Genomic DNA, 17929 nt, shown 5'->3' on the forward strand with positions numbered 1-17929 from the left:
AAAACCGGAAGGACGACCGCCATGACCGCGATCTCCGTGTCTCGCCTGTCGAAACGCTTCGGAACGACGCAAGCCCTCTCGGGCATCGACCTCTCCATCGGTTCGGGGGAAATGGTCTGTCTGATCGGCGCCTCCGGGTCCGGGAAGTCGACGCTGATCCGCCATATCGCCGGGCTGGAGTTCGGTGACGGCGGGGACAGCCGGGTCTCGATCTTCAACGTGCCGACACAGGCGGGTGGGCGCCGACTGCCGGGCGCGCGCACGATGCGTCGCGACGTGTCGATCCTCTTCCAGCAGTTCAACCTCGTCTCGCGCCTGTCGGTCCTCACCAACGTTCTCGTCGGCAAGCTCGGGCGCATCCCGCGCTGGCGCGGCACGTTCGGCGTCTTCAGCGCGAGCGAGAAGTCGGAAGCCAGAAGCGCCCTCGCCCGCGTCGGCATCGAGAAGGTCTGGCGCCAGCGCGCCTCGACGCTTTCCGGCGGCCAGCAGCAGCGTGCGGCGATCGCCCGGACACTGGTCCAGAAGTCGCGCATCCTGATCGCCGACGAGCCGATCGCTTCGCTCGATCCGGCATCGGCCCGCCGGGTGATGGACATCCTGTCCGACATTAACCGCACCGACGGCATCACGGTCCTCGTGTCGCTTCATCAGGTCGAGTACGCGCGCCGCTATTTCCCGCGCACGATCGCCATGCGGGACGGCCAGATCGTTTTCGACGGTCCGTCCTCGGCGCTGACCAACGCCTTCCTGTCCGAGCTCTACGGCGCAGCTTCGGAAGAATTCGTCCTGCCGGAAGCCCCGGCAGCGCATCCCGACCACCGGCCCGAGCCGGCGGTTACCAAGCGGCTCGGAGCCTTCGAGGCCGCCTGAACCCATCCAACCATCGGAGACGACAATGAACGCGATCCTCAAGGGTCTGGCGGCGCTCGCGCTCGCCTCGACTTTCGCTGGCTCGGCCATCGCCGAGACCATCAACTTCGGCATCATCTCGACCGAGTCGCAGCAGAACCTGCGCACGAAGTGGCAGCCGTTCCTCGACGACATGAAGAAGGAAACCGGTCTCGAGATCGAACCCTTCTTCGCCACCGACTATGCCGGCGTGATCGAGGGCATGCGCTTCGGCAAGGTCCAGATGGGCTGGTTCGGCAACAAGTCGGCGATGGAAGCGGTAGACCGCGCCAAGGGCGAAGTCTTCGCCCAGTCCGTGCCGGTCAGCGGCGAGCCCGGCTACTACGGCTTGATCCTTGCGCCGAAGGATTCCCCGCTGAACAGCGTCGACGACCTCCTCAAGTGCGACAAGACGCTGAACTTCGGCCTCGGCGATCCGAACTCGACCTCGGGCTACCTCGTGCCGATGACCTTCGTGTTCGGCGCCCGGAACATCGACCCGAAGTCCTGCTTCAAGACGGTGACCAACGCCAATCACGAGACCAACGCGATGGGCGTGGCCAACGGCCAGCTCGACGCCGCGACCAACAACACCGAGAACCTCGCGCTGATCGAGAAGAACCAGCCGGCCGCCTTCCAGAAGGTCAAGATCATCTGGAAGTCGCCGCTGATCTCGTCCGACCCGCTCGTCTGGTCGAAGGACCTCTCCGCCGAGACCAAGGAAAAGCTTCGCACGTTCGTGCTGAACTACGGCACCGACCGCACCAAGGGCGATAAGGCCGAAGAGCTGAAGACGCTCGCCGGTCTGACCTGGTCGCCGTTCCGCGCCTCGAGCGACGACCAGCTCCTGCCGGTCCGCGTGATGGAAGTGTCGAAGGCGATGGCCGCGACCCGCAGCGACGCCTCGCTCTCCGCCGGTGCCAAGGCTGCCAAGCTGAAGGAGCTGGAGGACAAGAAGGCCGGCTACGAGGCGAAGCTCGCCGCGGCGCCGCAGGGCTGAAGCCGGATTTGAAACGTCCACCGCCGCGCCGGATGCGCGGCGGTGAACCGTCCGTCGAGGAGACACCGAGATGACGAACGCTCCCACTGTAGAGGCCGCGGCCGCCACGGCAACTGATGGCGCGCCGAAGCGCTCGCTCGGCAGCCTTGCCGTCTGGCTGGGATTGGCGCTCCTTCTCGTCTGGAGTTGGGGCCCGGCCGACATGGGGCGCTGGACCTACCTCTTCACCGATTCCGCCAACATGGCCGAATACGCGAAGGGCTTTCTGTCGCCGAACTTCGCGGACTGGCGCTACTACCTCTCGGAAATGATCGTGACGGTGCAGATCGCGGTCTGGGGAACGTTCCTGTCCGTCCTCCTGTCGATCCCCTTCGGCATCCTTTCGGCCGCCAACGTCTCGCCGTGGTGGGTGCATCAGCCCGCGCGGCGTCTGATGGACCTCTTCCGTGCGATCCACGAAGTCGTCTTCGCGGTGCTCTTCGTCGTGGCCGTCGGCCTCGGGCCGTTCGCCGGCGTCATGGCGCTCTTCATCCATACGACCGGCATTCTCGCCAAGCTCTTCTCGGAAGCCGTCGAGGCGATCGATCCACGGCCCGTCGAGGCGATCCGCACCACCGGCGCCTCGCGTCTGCAGGAGATCGTCTACGGCGTTATCCCGCAGGTTCTTCCGCTGTGGATCTCGTTCTCGCTCTACCGTCTCGAGTCCAACGTGCGCGCGGCCACCGTGCTCGGCGTAATCGGGGCCGGCGGGATCGGACAGGTGCTGTTCGAGGCGATCCGCGGCTTCTATTATCCGCAGGCGTCGGCCATCCTCATCATCGTGGTCGCAACGGTCACGGTCATGGACATCATCTCGCAGAGCCTTCGAAAGCGCGTCATCTGATGCGCGCAGCCATCTACTTCACGCCGCCGCGCGACGCGCCTCTGACCCGCCTTGCCGCCGCATGGCTCGGCCGCGATGCCTTCTCGGACGGCCCCGCTCCCGAGCCCGCGCCGCTCGTCGCAGAGCCCGCCCGTTACGGGTTCCACGCCACGATGAAGCCGCCGTTTCGGCTCGCCGAGGGTCGGACGCTGGATGAGCTCGACGAGGCGCTCGCCGACTTCTGCCGTCGGCACCGCCGGGCCGAGATCGCGCAACTGGAGCTTCGACGCATCGGACGCTTTTTCGCGCTGGTACCCGGCGCGCGCGAGCCAGCCCTTCACGCGTTGGCCGACGAGACCGTGCGAGAATTCGAGCGCTTTCGAGCGCCGCTCGACGCGGCCGAACTGGCTCGCCGCGCGCCGGACCGGCTCACCGTACGGCAGCGCCAGCACCTCGATCGCTGGGGCTACCCTTATGTCTTCGACGAATTCCGTTTCCACATGACCCTGACCGGCCCCGTCGCAGATGAGGATGCGGCAGCGGTCGAGGCACGACTTCAGGAACGCTTCGCGCCCCCGGTCGGGCGGCCGTTGGCGGTCGACGGGCTTGCGCTGTTCGTCGAACCGCGCCCCGGCGAGCCGTTCCGCGTCCACGCCCTCCACTCCCTGTCTTCCGACACCGCAACGAGCCCGACATGAGCAGTCCAGCGACCGAAGAGGTCTTCCACAACGCCCGAATCGTCCTGGCCGACGAGGTGATCGAGGGCAGCATCCTCGTTCGCGACGGACGGATTGCCGACATCTCGGCCGGCACGTCTAATGTTGGGACGGACATGGAGGGCGACTACCTTCTGCCCGGCCTCGTCGAGCTTCACACCGACCATCTGGAAGGCCACTACCTCCCCCGCCCGAAGGTGCGCTGGAACATCGACGCCGCGCTGCAGGCGCATGACGCGCAGGTTTCGGCCTCCGGCATCACCACCGTGTTCGACGCCCTTCGAGTCGGCATGGACGAGGATGCCGCGCTCGGCTCCACCGACATGTCGGCGATGGCCGACGCGATCCTCGAGGCGACGCACGACGACCGGCTGCGCGCCGAGCACTTCATCCATCTGCGATGCGAGGTCTCTGCGCCCGACGTCGTGCCGGCCTTCGAGACCATGATCGGTAACGAGCGCGTGCGCCTCGCCTCACTGATGGACCACGCGCCCGGCCAGCGCCAATTCGTCGATATCCAGACCTATCGCACCTACTATCAGGGCAAGATGCGGATGACGGATGCCGTGTTCGACGCGTTCTGTGCACGGCGCGTGGCAGAGTCGGAAGCGAACTCGCCGGGCAACCGGCGCCAAATCGCGGGGCTCTGCCGCGACGCCGGCATCACGCTCGCCAGCCACGACGACGCCACGGCTGCGCATGTCGAGGAAAGCCGCGAGCTGGGCATCGCGCTGGCCGAGTTCCCGACAACACTTGAGGCGGCACGCCTGTCGCGCGATTCGGGGCTGTCGGTCTTGATGGGGGCGCCCAACGTCGTGCGTGGCGGCTCGCATTCAGGCAACGTGTCGGCGAAGGACCTCGTCGAGATTGGAGTCCTCGACGTCCTGTCGTCTGACTACGTGCCGTTCAGCCTCATCCAGGCGACCTTCGTGCTGGCGGGATCGATCGGGCTGCCCGCGGCGACTGCGATGGTCACGCGGACACCTGCGCGCGTGGCCAGCCTCGACGACCGTGGCGAGATCGCCGTCGGCCTGCGCGCCGATCTCGTGCGCGTGCGCGCGCAAACGGGTGCCGCCAAGCCGCCTGTGGTGCGGAGCGTCTGGCGCGAGGGACGGCGCGTTGCGTGACGATCGAAGGCCGCAAGGGCTCCTTGTGGCCGTGGTCGGCCCGAGCGGTGCCGGCAAGGACACGTTGATCCGTCTTGCGTTCGAGGGTCTGACCGACGAGCCCCGCATCGAACTGGCACGGCGCACGATCACCCGGCCACAGGACGGCGAGACCGAGGATCATGAGAGCCTCGACGCGGACGCGTTTGCAAACGTCGAGGCTGCCGGCGGCTTCTGTCTGACCTGGCGGGCCCATGGCCTCGCCTACGGACTGCCACTTGCGATCGAGGACCGCGTCCGGTCCGGTCGGATCGTGGTGGCGAACCTCTCCCGTCGGTCCCTCGCGGATGCCGTCGCTCGCTTCGGGCGGATCGCAGTGGTCGAGATCACCGCCCCTCGCGCCGTCCTCGTCGAACGCATCGCCGCGCGCGGCCGGGAGAGCGCCGACGAGATCGAACGACGGCTCGCCCGCCAAGTCGGCCTCGACATTCCGGCCCGCTGCGAAAGCGCGCTAAGGATCGACAACAGCGGGCCGCCGGGCCCGAACGCAAAGATCTTGCGGGACCATCTGCGCGGCCTCGTGGCATCCATCCGGCATCCCGACTGACGGCCCGCGGCAGTCGTCTTGACGTTGCGACGCCGTTGCGGTGGAGGATGCTCCCGCCAGACGGAGCGCCGCACCATGAAAGCCATGATCTTCGAGACGTTCGGGACCGAACCGGACATCCGGCAGGTTCCCGATCCGACCCCGGCCCCGGACGGCGTGGTGATCGAGGTCATGGCCACGGGTCTCTGCCGCAGCGACTGGCATGGCTGGATGGGGCACGATGCCGACATTCGCCTGCCGCACGTGCCCGGACACGAGTTCGCTGGCGTCGTCGCCGCCGTCGGGCGGGACGTGCGAGGTTTCAGGCCGGGCGAGCGCGTCACCGTCCCCTTCATCGCGGCATGCGGGCACTGCCGGGAATGCTATGCCGGGCACCAGCAAGTCTGCGAGGCGCAGTTCCAGCCCGGCTTCACGCATTGGGGTTCGTTTGCCGAGTTCGTGGCGATCGAGCGGGCGGACAACAATCTGGTGCGCCTGCCGGAGAGCATGGACTTCCGGACGGCCGCCAGCCTCGGCTGCCGCTTCGCCACCTCCTTTCGCGCCGTAGTCGATCAGGGGCGTGTGCGCGGCGGCGAGTGGGTTGCGGTGCATGGCGCAGGCGGTGTGGGACTGTCGGCCGTCATGATCGCCTCGGCGCTCGGCGCGCGCGTCGTGGCGATCGACGTTGCCGACCACAAGCTCGAACTGGCGCGGAAGATGGGCGCGACTGCAACCGTCAACTCTCGCGAAGTTCCCGCCGTCGTCGAGGCCGTCCGCGACATCACCGGGGGCGGCGCGCATGTCTCGCTAGACGCGCTGGGGCATCCCGAGACCTGCTTCAACTCCATCGCCAATCTCCGTCGCCGGGGCCGTCACGTGCAGGTCGGCCTGATGCTTGCGGACAACGCGAAGGCGTCAATCCCCATGGCGCAGGTCATCGCCCACGAGCTGGAAATCTACGGCAGCCACGGCATGCAGTCATGGCGGTACGACGCGATGCTGGAGATGATCCTCGCGGGCTCCCTGCGTCCCGATCGGCTGATCGGCGAAACGCTGTCGCTGGAAGCGGCGGTTCCCGCCCTCGTCGCGATGGGACGGAGCGCTCCGGACGGCATCGCCATGATCGATCCGAAGATCTGAACCGTTCCTGAAGCGGAAACGAAAAGGGCGCCTTGCGGCGCCCTCTCTCGTCCCGATCACTCGGCGTCGTCGTTCGGATCCGGACCGCCGTTCTGCAGCAGCTGCTCGGCGATCAGTCCCGCGTTCTGACGGATCGCGCTCTCGATCTCGGTGGCCACCGCCGGATTGTCGCGCAGGAACTGCTTGGAGTTCTCGCGGCCCTGACCGAGGCGCTGCGAGTTGTAGGAGAACCAGGCGCCCGACTTCTCGACGATCCCGGACTTCACGCCGAGGTCGACCAGCTCGCCGACCTTCGACACGCCCTCGCCGTACATGATGTCGAACTCGACCTGCTTGAACGGCGGTGCGAGCTTGTTCTTAACCACCTTGACGCGGGTCTGGTTGCCCGTGACCTCTTCGCGCTCCTTGATCGAACCGATGCGGCGGATGTCGAGGCGCACCGAAGCGTAGAACTTCAAGGCGTTGCCGCCCGTCGTCGTCTCCGGCGAGCCGAACATCACGCCGATCTTCATGCGGATCTGGTTAATGAAGATGACCATGCACTTCGAGCGCGAGATCGAGCCCGTCAGCTTGCGCAGCGCTTGGCTCATCAGGCGAGCCTGCATGCCGGGCAACGAGTCGCCCATCTCGCCCTCGATCTCGGCGCGCGGGGTCAGCGCGGCGACCGAATCGACCACGAGCACGTCGATCGCACCGGAGCGGACCAGCGTGTCGACGATCTCCAGCGCCTGCTCGCCCGTGTCCGGCTGCGAGATCAGGAGGCTGTCGAGATCGACGCCGAGCTTGCGGGCATAGACCGGATCGAGCGCGTGTTCCGCGTCGACAAAGGCGCAGACGCCGCCGCCCTTCTGGGCCTCGGCGACCGTGTGGAGCGCCAGCGTCGTCTTGCCCGACGACTCGGGGCCGTAGATCTCGACGATACGACCCTTCGGAAGACCGCCGACGCCGAGCGCGATGTCGAGTCCCAGCGAGCCGGTCGAGATCGTCTCGATGTCGAGCTTCTCGGTGGCACCGAGCCGCATGATCGAGCCCTTGCCGAAGGCCCGCTCGATCTGCGACAGGGCTGCGTCGAGCGCCTTTGTTTTGTCCACCGATGTATCCTCAACGAGACGGAGTGAATTCTGGGCCATGGGGCAGGACCTTATTCCATGAGCGATGGTGGGGTGCAACGTCGTTACCGTGGTTCTCCATGTACTCTTTTTGTTCTCGTTTCGCAAGCGATGATCCCGATTTGTTCTCGCAAATCGCCAGTGATTCGCTGTTTCGCAAACGCGTCCAATGGTTGACGAAGCGTTGACAGATACGGGCCACCGCAAACCGCCTTCGGTCCTCCTGTTGGGAGCAGCTCACCTCGATCGCATCGCGGTTTCCAGCACCCCGTTCCGGCTGGGGTTCTCGAATCCTGGCCGCGTCGTCGAGCGTCTTGGCGGCGCTGCGTTCAATGCGGCTCTCGCGCTGAAGCTATTCGGGAGTGCGGCGACCCTCGTCAGCGCTTGCGGCGGCGACGATGTGGCGGAACGGGTCGGTGCGGAGCTCGATCGCTTCGATGTCGTCGACGGCCGCATCGCGTGGCTCGACCGCCGCTCCGCCACCTACACAGCCCTTGTCGATGCCGGTGGCGATCTGGTCGGCGGCGTTGCAGATATGGAGATCTACGATCGTCTCACACCGCGCGTTCTGTCACGTCGGCATCTCCTCGATCGAATCGCCGAAGCGGATGGCGTTCTTGTCGACGCCAATCTCCCGCCTGCGGCGCTAGAGCAGCTCGCTTCGCTTCGGCCTCGAAGACTCGGCGCGATCGCCGTCTCCCCGGCCAAGATAACGCGCCTGCCGACAATCCTTCCGAAGCTCTCCGTCCTCTTCGCCTCGCGCGTGGAGATCGCGACGCTCTTGTCATTGCACTCGGACGTCGGTGATGCCGACCTCGTCCGGTCGATCCGGAACGGAGGGCTTGAGCGGGCTATCGTGACCGACGGCCCCAGGTCGGTCCTGGTCGTCGACGCGGACGTCGCGTTGCGGCAGGCACCCCCGATGGTCGCGGCTGTAACCGATGTGGTCGGTGCAGGTGACACGTTGGCCGGCGTGGCATTCGGCGCCTGGCTCGATGATCGTCCATTCCTAGATGCCGTACGCCTCGGTCTTGCGGCGGCATCGCTGCGGATCAGCACCGGCCTCGATGGCAGTTCGGCAGAGGCTGCCGCGGCAATCGCGGCATCGCTTCCCCCACCCCAATTCCTGCAGATCTGACGGAGGCTCCCTGTGGCCCAAACCTTTCAATGTTCCCCGGCTGTCCAGGCGGCTCTCGATGCGGGGCGGCCCGTGGTCGCACTGGAGTCGACCATCATCACCCACGGCATGCCGTGGCCGCAGAATGTCGAGATGGCACGCGGCGTCGAGGCGTTGATCCGCGACGAGGGCGCCGAGCCTGCGACCATCGTCGTCCTCGATGGTGTCCTGCGGATCGGGCTGTCGGACGATGAACTCATGAGGCTCGCGCAGACCGCCGGCGCCATGAAGCTGTCGCGTGCGGATCTCGCCTTTGCCATGGCGACCGGGCGCACGGGATCGACCACCGTGGCGGCGACGATGATCGCGGCTGCGCTGGCCGGAATCCGTACCTTCGCTACCGGCGGGATCGGCGGCGTTCATCGCGGCGCCGAGACGAGCTTGGACATCTCGGCCGATCTCGACGAACTGGCTCGAACGCAAGTCATCGTCATCTGCGCCGGCGCGAAGGCAATACTCGACCTTCACAAGACGTTCGAAGTGCTGGAAACCAAAGGCGTTCCCGTCGTCGGGTTCGGGGTCGACGAACTCCCGTCCTTCTGGTCTCGCGGCTCCGGCATTCCCGCCCCGCTTCGCCTCGATACGCCCGAGGAGATCGCCGCCTTCCAATCCGCCCGCGAGGCGATCGGCCTCGACGGCGGAATGCTCATCGCCAATCCGCTGTCACCCGAACTGGAGATCGACCGCGAGACGGTGGGCGATTGGATTGAGAAGGCCCTGCGGGATGCGGAGGCGGCAGGCGTTCGCGGCAAGGCGGTGACGCCGTTCCTTCTTCAACGGATCTTCGAACTCAGCGGCGGTCGCTCGCTGGAGGCCAACATCGAACTCGTCCGCTCGAACGCGCGGCTGGCAGCCCGGATCGCCGTCGCGAGCGCCTGCGCCTGACCGCCTATTCTTCCAGCGCTTCCTTCACCGCCACGGCCAACTCACGGAGAGAGAAGGGTTTCGGCAGGAAGCCGAACTTCTCCCCTTCGGGCAGGTTTTTGGCGAATGCGTCCTCGGCATAACCCGAGACGAAGATGAACTTCAGGTCCGGCCGCTGCTTGCGCATCTCGCGCAGAAGGGTCGGGCCATCCATTTCCGGCATGACGACGTCGGACACCACAAGGTCGACCTTTCCGCCGATCTCCTCCATCACGTCGAGCGCCTCGAGACCGCTCGACGCTTCGTGAACCTCGTAGCCGCGCATCTTGAGGGCACGAACATTGCCGGCGCGCACATTGTCCTCGTCCTCGACCAGGAGGATCGAGGCGGTGCCGGACAGGTCCTGCTTGGCGTTGGAGGCCGCAGGAGACGGCAACTCACCCTTGGCGGCAGGGACCTCAGCCGGAATGTGCCGCGGCAGGAAGATGCGGAAGGTCGTACCTTCGCCGGGCTTCGTCTCGACGAAGATCGATCCGCCGGACTGCTTGACGATGCCGTAGACCATCGACAGGCCGAGGCCCGTCCCCTTTCCGATCTCCTTCGTCGTGAAGAACGGCTCGAAGATGCGCTCGGCGACGTCGGCGGGCATGCCCGATCCGGTGTCCGACACTTCCATCAGCACGTAGTCGCCCTCGCCGAGTTCGCTGTAGCCGAACTGCGCAGCCTCTTCGGCCGGAACGTTGCGCGTCGAGATGATGACGCGACCGTTCGTCGACATGGCGTCGCGCGCGTTCTGCACGAGGTTGGTGACGACCTGCTCGAACTGGCCGATATCCGCCATGACAGGCCAGAGATCGCGCGCGTGCTGCCGCTCCAGCTTCACCAGATCACCGGAAATGCGCTTCAGGAGAAGGTGCATGTCGGCGATCACGTCTGTCAGATTCAGCATCTTGGGACGCATGGTCTGGCGACGGGAGTAGGCCAGGAGCTGGCGAACCAGCGAGGCGGCGCGGTTGGCGCTCTGCTTGATCAGCAGGAGGTCCTGGAACGAGGGATCGCCGGTCCTGTGGTTGAGAAGCAGGAAATCGACCGACGCGGTGATGATGGTCAGGACGTTGTTGAAGTCGTGCGCGATGCCGCCGGCGAGATTGCCGATCGCCTGCATCCGCTGCGACTTGGCGAACTGGTCCTCCAGCGTGCGCTGCTGCGTGATGTCGACGCCGTAGAGGATCGCCACCTCGCCCGACCCGTCGCTGACGTCGGCATTGGCGCTGAGATAGAGGCGGGCCGAGCGGGTCGGCTCGCTCATAAGGTCGACGTCTAGCGACGGAATGCCCGCCTGCCCGCGCATCGCCGCCGACACGGCCTGGCGCAGCGCTTCGCGGTTCTCCTCACGCAGGCATTCCGAGACGGCGCCGCGCGCCATGGCGGCCTCGTCGCCGAAAAGGTTGGCGAACGCGGCGTTCGCGCGGGTGACGCGCCCGTTCGCATCCATCGCCGCAATCGCCATGGGCGACGAGTTGAAGAAACGGGTGAAGCGGATTTCGGCAGCGCGCAGCGCGTTCTCGTCGTCGCCCCGCGGGGCGCGGTCGAGGACGAGCGTGCGGGTGAGACCCGGCGCGCCGTCGGCGGTCCGGGTCGCATTGCGCAGGAGGCGGACCGGCAGTCGCTGGCCGGCGGACGTCACGAGGTCGAGATCGAAGCTTTCGACGCTTCCGGGCGTCCGCTGGTCGCCCGCCCGCCGGAGGAAGCCGGCCGCACCCTCGCCGAGATAATCCTGGATCGAGCGCGAATAGGGTTTGAAGGTTGCGAGGTCCAGCGACAGCCAGTCGGCGAGCGTTGCATTGATGTAGGCGATCCGGCCCTGCTCGTCGGCTGCGAAGAAACCCGCCGGCGCGTGATCGAGGTAGTCGATCGCGTGCTGCAGGTTCTTGAAGAACGACTCCTGCTCTTCGCGCTCCGGCGTGATGTCGGCGATCTGCCACAGCTGCAAACCGGCCGCCGCGTCGCCGAACGGGCCGACCGAAGCGCGATACCAGTGCGGCGACGACGGCCCGGCGCTGCCGAGGCGTCGGGTCAGCCGAAATTCCTCCTGCCCGGACTTGTTCTCGCGCGCGAGGTTTGCCAGCCGGTAGATCGCCTCCGAAGCCTCCGCCTCGCGCGAGAGCAGACGCTCCAAGCTACGCACGGACGAAGCGCCCGCGGCACCGGTCGCCTCGCCATAGGCGCTGTTGGCATAGACGATGCGGCCCTTGCGATCGGTGACGAGCATGCCGACCGGCAGCGAGTTCAGGGCATCGCGCGCGATGTCGGCATCGGCGACGCGGGGCCCGACGTGCAGGAAGCCAAGTGCAAGGCCGAACACGGCGGCAATACCGCACATGGCGAGGATGCCGAACATCACGAGGAGCGCGAGCGCGCCATAGGAGTGGCCGAGCAGCGCCAGTGTGGCTGCGAAGACGAACACGAAGCCTGCGAGGAACAGAAGACGGCGGACACCGCTCGGATCGGTCCGTCCGTCGATCAGCGGCTTATCGCTCATATGCGTGGCGGAAGCGGGCGTCTGGTCCACAGCAGATGTTCCATATGCGATCGATCGACCCTTCCGAGGCAAAGCCGAACAGATTAATGCGGGACGGCACGGGCACGAGAATCTGTCGAATTTGCGCCAGTCGCAATCTCTCGACATGATGGCACGGCACTATGTTCCGAAGCTGACCCGGCGCTGGAGCCCGGCCGGCGGAACTCTACATGGCAGGCAAGGCGTCGTCCGGTGTAACCATGGGGTTTCATCGCATACGAAGGCCTAGGAGGATATGGTAAATGCGTGAGTGGCTCGCGAGCATCGTTGGCGAAAGCCTGGCCCCGATCATGACGGTGATTCTGGCGGCCGCGCTGGTGGTGCTCCTGGCGCTCGTGCTGATCGGGCTGGCAAAGCGCGTGTTTGCAGGCAGCGGCGGCATTGGAGGGCGCTCGCGCGCACCACGGCTGGCTGTTCTCGACATGGCGCCGGTGGATCCCAAGCGCAAGCTCGTGCTGGTGCGGCGTGACGACGTCGAGCATCTCATCCTGATCGGCGGGCAGAACGATCTCGTGGTCGAGCCGGGGATCGTCCGCGGCCAGCAGCGACGCGTCCGCCAGGAGCCCGGTTTCGCCGAGCCCGAGCAGCGCGTTGCTCCTCCGCAGCCGCCGTTGCCGCATCGGCGCTCCCCGCGGCCGACGGTTCAGCCCACTCCGAACGACGGACAGGATCCCGGAGAGCATCCCGCTCTAGCGCCCGTTGCGGAAACGCCCGTAACGGCTCCGCCCGAGCAGCGTGTGCAGCCCGCTGTTCGCAATCCGGTCCCCGCTTCCGAGCGGCAGCGCCCGATGGAACCGCGCGCTGCTGAGCCGACGCCCACACCAGTGGCATTGCCCGAATCGGAACCGCTCGTTGAGCCGGCAATGGCTCCGGCAAAGCCCGCCGCTCCGGTCGCTCCGCCTCCCCAAGCGATCGTGCCGCCGGTCGCGCCGCCGGTACGCGCCAACGAGCAGCTTCCCGCCACGCGCCCCCCCAAGCACGATCTACCGCTCGAGCCGACGACGCCTACGCGTCGCGCAACCGATATGCCGTCCCAGCCGCCGTTCACCGCTCCGCCATCACCGAGCGTCCCGATCACGACATTCGTCGAGCCGCTGGAGCGCAGGGCCGAGCCCGCGCAACCGTTGGTGGAACGTCCGATCCCGGCCAGCCCGACCTACGAGCCGCCGCGTCAATCGCCGATCCCGCCGGCTCCCATGCCGCGACCGCCGGTCCAGCCTGCCGCGATCGTCCCGCCGATCGCCCCTTCGACGACTGCGCCTGCTTCTCCTTCCGGCGCGAGCGCCCCGCGTCCGCCGGTCTTGCCGCCGCAGCCGCAAGCCGCACTGCAGCCTCCCGCGACGCCCCCCCGATCGATGGCGACGCCCACCCTGCCCCAGCCGTCGCGCGCAACGCCGGTCGTACCACCGGTTCGCAACGAACCCGAAGTCGCTCCGGCGCGGTCGTTCTGGTCCACGACCCCGGCGAGTTCGGGGCCTCATCAAACGGCTGGCAATCGGGACGGCGAGACGTCGCGCAACGATGCCATCGAGACCCGTAATGAAGCTCCGGTACCGCCGCTGCCGGAGCGCATCCCGGTGCGTTGGCCTTCCGCGCCGGTCGCGCCTCGTGCCGACGCCAATGCGGACGCGGAGGTCGGGTTTGCCGGGCCGACGGCAGAGCCCGAGACAGCCACGCCCGCACCGCTGTCGGTTCGAAGCTTCGCGTCCACGATCCAGGATCGGCGAACGCCGCAGGCTGCCGAACCGTCGTCCCCCCCGGTGCAGCCTCAGCGGACGCCGACGCCGCCGCAGCCCGCTGCGCCGCCCGTCTATGCGGCAGCCCCGGTTGCGGCGGCTCCCATTGCAGTCACTCCTTCGTCGGCAGACGACGAGATGCCGTCTTCGGCTGACGAGCGCGCGGAACGGCCGCTGACGTTGGAAGAGGAGATGGAGCGCCTGCTCCACGACTTCACGATCGACGTCTCGGAACGCCGATAAGCCAAAGGCAAGCGCGAAAAAGGGCCGCAGAAGCGGCCCTTTTTTGGGGGATCAGGATCGTAAGCGCGTCGCACTTACTCGTCGCGATAGACCTTCTCGCGCCGCTCGTGCCGTTCCTGCGCCTCCAGCGACAATGTGGCGATCGGGCGGGCGTCCAGGCGACGAAGGCTGATCGGCTCGCCGGTCTCTTCGCAGTAGCCGTAGGTTCCGTCGTCGATGCGCTCGATCGCGGCGTCGATCTTAGCGATCAGCTTGCGCTGGCGATCGCGGGCGCGCAATTCGATCGCTCGGTCGGTTTCCGACGAAGCGCGGTCTGCAGCGTCCGCGAGGTTCGCGTTCTCGCTCGCCAAGGCTTCCAGCGTCTCGCGCGACTCGCGAAGGATATCCGCCTTCCAGCCCAGAAGCTTCTTGCGGAAGTACTCCTTCTGGCGGTCGTTCATGAAGGGCCCGTCTTCCGGCAAGCCGGTTCCCAACGGAAGGGTTTCACTCATGCGGATCCTCCATCTGCACCTTGCGCGGGCTTATAGCGACCGTTCGAGAACCGGACAAGTTGCCAACACGCCCTGCAGCCTTTGCTTCCTCGAAGGCTAAACTGCGAAAATCGCAGCGAATTTGTGACGCGACAAGTCGATCGCCGTGCTCGGCATCAGCCCCGGACCAGCCCGGCGCCAAGCGGGCTTCCGTGATGGAGCTACGCGCAGCGGTTGCAGACGGTCTCATGTGCCACCTAGCGATTCTCGACCTTCGCTCCGGCTTGTCCTATCGAGGGAACATGACGTCTGAACGCACGGTCCACATTCTGCGCCACGCTCACTCCTCATGGGCGGTCCCCGGACAACGGGACCACCAGCGCGTTCTCGACGACCGGGGTCGCGCCGATGCCGTACGCATGGCGGAAGAGGCGCATGCGATCGGATCGCGTGTTGGAATGGTGGTCTGTTCCACAGCGGTGCGTGCGCGGCAGACGCTGGACCTTTTTCGAAGGGCGCTGCCGCAGGACGTGCCGGTCCGCTTCAGCGACGAGCTCTATGCGCTCGGCCGCGCTGCATATGTCGGCGAGATCGACGCGTTCGCGGGACCCGGCGAACTGCTGCTCGTGGGGCACAATCCGACGATCGAGGATCTCGCGCTTCACCTTTGCGAGGGCGACGAGACTTCGCAGCGACTGCTTCGGTCCGGTGTCGGCACCTCGAACTGGCTCACGATCGATCTGAACGCCGGGACCAGCCAGCGCGGACGTCTGCGCGTGTTGCTCAAGCCTTAGCGATCCGACCTGTCGAGGGTGGCGAGCGCCGACTATATCAGCGTCTCCTGTTCGCAGATCCCGAACCCGATCGGTTGACCATGCCCTCCATTGCCGACGAAGCGCGTATTGTCTTCGAAAACATCGCGGATCGGGGAGCCGGGCTGTTCCATCCCACGCTGCGGCTTGGCGTCGCCGGGCTTTCACGCGCCGGGAAGACGGTCTTCATTACGGCTCTGGTCCACAATCTCCTGCATGGCGGTCGCCTGCCGGTGTTCGAAGCCCAGAGCTCCGGGCGCATCTCGCGTGCCTATCTCGAGGAGCAACCGGACGATGCCGTGCCGCGCTTCCAGTACGAAGAGCACCTGCGCGCTATTCTGGAGGACCGGGTCTGGCCGCAATCGACACGAGCGATCTCGCAACTGCGCCTGACGGTCGAATACGAGTCCGCCTCAGGCTGGATGCGCTTCCTGTCACCGGGAAAGCTGTCGATCGACATCGTCGATTATCCCGGCGAATGGCTGCTCGACCTTCCACTTCTCGAGAAGGACTTCGCCACCTTTTCCGCGGAATCGCTGGAGCGAGCGCGCCTGCCGTCGCGGGAGAGGATGGCACAACCGTTTCTCGACGTGCTGGCAACGATCGACCTCGAAGCGGTCGCCGACGAGACCACGAGCCAGCGGCTCAGTTCGACCTTCGCTGACTACCTGAGGGCCTGTCGGCAGGATCGCACGGCCCTTTCGACCCTGCCGCCGGGACGCTTCCTGATGCCGGGCGATCTCGAGGGATCGCCCGCCCTCACGTTCGCGCCTTTGCCGGTCGAACCGGGGCGCGTCTATCCGAAGGGCAGCTACGGGGCGATCCACGCGCGTCGGTACGAGGCCTACAAGACCGTCGTCGTCCGACCATTCTTTCGCGACCACTTCGCGCGCCTCGACCGCCAGATCATCCTGATCGACGCGCTGCAGGCGATCAACGCGGGACCGGAAGCGGTTCAGGATCTGGAGACCGCCCTCAGCGACATCCTCGCCTGCTTCCGGCCGGGCCGCGCGTCCTGGCTCGGATCGCTGCTCACACCGCGGATCGATCGTATTCTTGTGGCCGCAACCAAGGCCGACCACCTGCACCGCACCAGCCACCAGCGCCTCGAAAACATCGTCAGGCGGCTGGTGGACGGGGCAGTCGAGCGTGCGAAACTATCGGGCGCCCAGACCGATGTCGCCGCGATGGCTGCGGTGCGCGCGACCCACGAGGCCACGGTTTCGGACAAAGGCGAGACGCTGCCGGTCATCGTTGGCACCCCGATCGAAGACGAAGAGATCGCCGGGCAACGCTTCGACGGCCGAACCGAAACGGCGGTCTTCCCGGGCGATCTGCCGGAGGACCCCTCGCGCATCCTGCGCGCGCGGGAGGACGGCATCGGTGCGCTCGATCCCCTGACCTTCGTCCGCTTTCGTCCGCCGAGGCTGGAGCGCACCGCCGAAGGGGCGACGCTCTCCCTGCCGCAGATCCGCCTCGACCGCGCCCTTCAGTTCCTGATGGGAGACCGTCTGGCATGAGCGACACACCGTCCCGCCGCCCATCGGCTTTCCCGGTCGATCCACCGCTGCCGCAGCCCCCTATCGCAACGGCGCGAGCGCCTCGCAGCATTTCCGACCTCGCCCGCGTGCAGATCGAACCCGACGAAGCGCTCGAGGCTGAAGCCGCCGCGCGGCTGGACGCGGAACCGGCGACCCGCCGCCGCCGCACGTTCTCGTTCGGCAAGCTCGCCATGGGCGCGCTCGGTGCGCTTGCATCGCTGGCCTTCGGGCTGGCGATCGATAGCTTCGTGCGCGATCTCTTCCAGCGCTCGGACTGGCTCGGCTGGACGGCTCTCGGTCTTGCCGTGCTGCTGCTGGTGGGGTTGCTCGGTGTCGTCGGTCGCGAAGCCCTCGGCATCATGCGGCTCAACGACGTGGAGCGTGAGCGCAGCGAGGGGCGCCGGGCCTTCGAAACCGACTCCGCAAAGGACGCCCAGGCCGTCGTCGCCAAGCTGACAAAGCTCGTGTCGGCGAGACCGGAGACGGCCGCAGGTCGCGAGCGCCTCCATGCCTCGCGCGACGACGTCATCGACGGTCGGAACCTGATCACGCTCGCCGAACGCGAACTCCTCCTGCCGCTGGATGCCCGCGCGCGTGCGCTTGTGCTCGCTTCGTCCAAACGGGTGTCCGTTGTGACGGCGGTCAGTCCGCGCGCCTTCATGGACCTCGCCTTCGTCCTCTTCGAAACTGTGCGCCTGATCCGCTCGGTATCGTCGCTCTACGGCGCCCGACCGGGCGCTATCGGGCTCGTTCGGCTGGTGCGCGACGTTCTGGCGCATCTGGCTGTCACCGGGTCGATCGCGGTCGGCGACGGGATCGTGGGGCAGGTCGTAGGCCATGGGCTGGCGGCGCGACTGTCCGCGAAGCTCGGCGAGGGCCTCGTCAACGGCCTTCTGACCGCCCGGATCGGCATCGCCGCCATGGACCTCTGCCGACCCCTTCCCTTCCTCAGCGTCCAACGCCCGAGGATCGGCGACTTCCTCAATGAACTCAAGCCTATGGGCGGCGAGAAGCCGTGACCCGAGTGCTGCGGCTTGTCGCTCGCGAAAGGTTCGGTTAACCGTTCCCGGCGATAGATAGGCCCATGTCCTTGCCGCT

Annotated in this window: 16 protein-coding genes; 13 read left to right on the top strand and 3 right to left on the bottom strand. The window is 66.7% G+C overall.

The genetic code is table 11. The features are described from left to right. Positions 1-21 precede the first annotated feature (21 nt). From phnC to BM175_RS04055, 7 genes are all read left to right on the top strand, one after another. On the top strand, positions 22-870 hold the full coding sequence (gene phnC / locus BM175_RS04025) for a phosphonate ABC transporter ATP-binding protein (protein WP_090959638.1): 849 nt from the start codon (positions 22-24) through the stop codon (positions 868-870). A gap of 25 nt (positions 871-895) precedes the next feature. Beyond that, positions 896-1888, top strand: a complete 993-nt coding sequence (gene phnD / locus BM175_RS04030) for a phosphonate ABC transporter substrate-binding protein (RefSeq protein ID WP_090959641.1) — start codon at positions 896-898, stop codon at positions 1886-1888. 70 nt (positions 1889-1958) lie between these two features. Next, entirely contained in the window at positions 1959-2771 is an 813-nt protein-coding gene (gene phnE / locus BM175_RS04035; RefSeq protein WP_090959644.1) for a phosphonate ABC transporter, permease protein PhnE, read from the top strand. After that, positions 2771-3448 carry a DUF1045 domain-containing protein gene (locus BM175_RS04040; protein ID WP_090959646.1) on the top strand — a complete coding sequence of 226 codons (678 nt, stop codon included), beginning with the start codon at positions 2771-2773 and terminating at the stop codon, positions 3446-3448. The genes phnE and BM175_RS04040 overlap by 1 nt, the downstream gene beginning before the upstream one ends. Next, positions 3445-4593 carry an alpha-D-ribose 1-methylphosphonate 5-triphosphate diphosphatase gene (locus tag BM175_RS04045; RefSeq protein ID WP_090959649.1) on the top strand — a complete coding sequence of 383 codons (1149 nt, stop codon included), beginning with the start codon at positions 3445-3447 and terminating at the stop codon, positions 4591-4593. Before BM175_RS04040 ends, BM175_RS04045 begins: the two co-directional genes overlap by 4 nt. After that, the gene (gene phnN / locus BM175_RS04050; protein ID WP_244545852.1) at positions 4586-5179 is read left to right on the top strand and encodes a phosphonate metabolism protein/1,5-bisphosphokinase (PRPP-forming) PhnN; all 594 of its coding nucleotides are present in this window, start codon (positions 4586-4588) and stop codon (positions 5177-5179) included. The genes BM175_RS04045 and phnN overlap by 8 nt, the downstream gene beginning before the upstream one ends. Positions 5180-5254: 75 nt before the next feature. After that, on the top strand, positions 5255-6298 hold the full coding sequence (locus BM175_RS04055) for a zinc-dependent alcohol dehydrogenase family protein (protein ID WP_090959652.1): 1044 nt from the start codon (positions 5255-5257) through the stop codon (positions 6296-6298). Positions 6299-6354: 56 nt separating this feature from the next. Here the strand turns inward: BM175_RS04055 and recA are convergent, their stop codons facing one another. After that, positions 6355-7428 carry a recombinase RecA gene (recA, locus tag BM175_RS04060; RefSeq protein WP_090959655.1) on the bottom strand — a complete coding sequence of 358 codons (1074 nt, stop codon included), beginning with the start codon at positions 7426-7428 and terminating at the stop codon, positions 6355-6357. A gap of 148 nt (positions 7429-7576) precedes the next feature. Here recA and BM175_RS04065 point away from each other — a divergent pair, with 148 nt between their 5' ends. Next, the gene (locus tag BM175_RS04065; protein WP_090959657.1) at positions 7577-8545 is read left to right on the top strand and encodes a carbohydrate kinase family protein; all 969 of its coding nucleotides are present in this window, start codon (positions 7577-7579) and stop codon (positions 8543-8545) included. 12 nt (positions 8546-8557) lie between these two features. Then, positions 8558-9469 (top strand): pseudouridine-5'-phosphate glycosidase, encoded by a 912-nt coding sequence (locus BM175_RS04070; protein WP_090959660.1) that lies wholly within the window; start codon positions 8558-8560, stop codon positions 9467-9469. Between the two features lie 4 nt (positions 9470-9473). Here BM175_RS04070 and cckA read toward each other — a convergent pair whose 3' ends face one another. Continuing rightward, positions 9474-11990, bottom strand: a complete 2517-nt coding sequence (cckA, locus tag BM175_RS04075; RefSeq protein ID WP_090960196.1) for a cell cycle histidine kinase CckA — start codon at positions 11988-11990, stop codon at positions 9474-9476. A 281-nt stretch (positions 11991-12271) separates the two neighbouring features. Between cckA and BM175_RS04080 the strand changes: the two genes are divergently transcribed. Further along, positions 12272-14008 (top strand): flagellar biosynthetic protein FliO, encoded by a 1737-nt coding sequence (locus BM175_RS04080; protein WP_090959663.1) that lies wholly within the window; start codon positions 12272-12274, stop codon positions 14006-14008. Between the two features lie 74 nt (positions 14009-14082). Here the strand turns inward: BM175_RS04080 and dksA are convergent, their stop codons facing one another. Then, the gene (gene dksA, locus BM175_RS04085; protein WP_090959666.1) at positions 14083-14499 is read right to left on the bottom strand and encodes an RNA polymerase-binding protein DksA; all 417 of its coding nucleotides are present in this window, start codon (positions 14497-14499) and stop codon (positions 14083-14085) included. 281 nt (positions 14500-14780) lie between these two features. Here dksA and BM175_RS04090 point away from each other — a divergent pair, with 281 nt between their 5' ends. The 3 genes from BM175_RS04090 to BM175_RS04100 all read left to right on the top strand — a co-directional run bounded on the left by BM175_RS04090 (position 14781) and on the right by BM175_RS04100 (position 17850). Next, a complete protein-coding gene (locus BM175_RS04090) occupies positions 14781-15272 on the top strand; it encodes a SixA phosphatase family protein (RefSeq protein ID WP_175526749.1) in 492 nt (163 codons plus the stop codon). Between the two features lie 80 nt (positions 15273-15352). Further along, a complete protein-coding gene (locus BM175_RS04095; RefSeq protein WP_090959672.1) occupies positions 15353-16810 on the top strand; it encodes a YcjX family GTP-binding protein in 1458 nt (485 codons plus the stop codon). Next, positions 16807-17850, top strand: coding sequence for a YcjF family protein (locus tag BM175_RS04100; RefSeq protein ID WP_090959675.1), 1044 nt, complete (start codon positions 16807-16809; stop codon positions 17848-17850). Before BM175_RS04095 ends, BM175_RS04100 begins: the two co-directional genes overlap by 4 nt. Positions 17851-17929 lie beyond the last annotated feature (79 nt).

The organism is Aureimonas phyllosphaerae (assembly GCF_900113065.1).
GTDB lineage: Bacteria > Pseudomonadota > Alphaproteobacteria > Rhizobiales > Rhizobiaceae > Aureimonas > Aureimonas phyllosphaerae.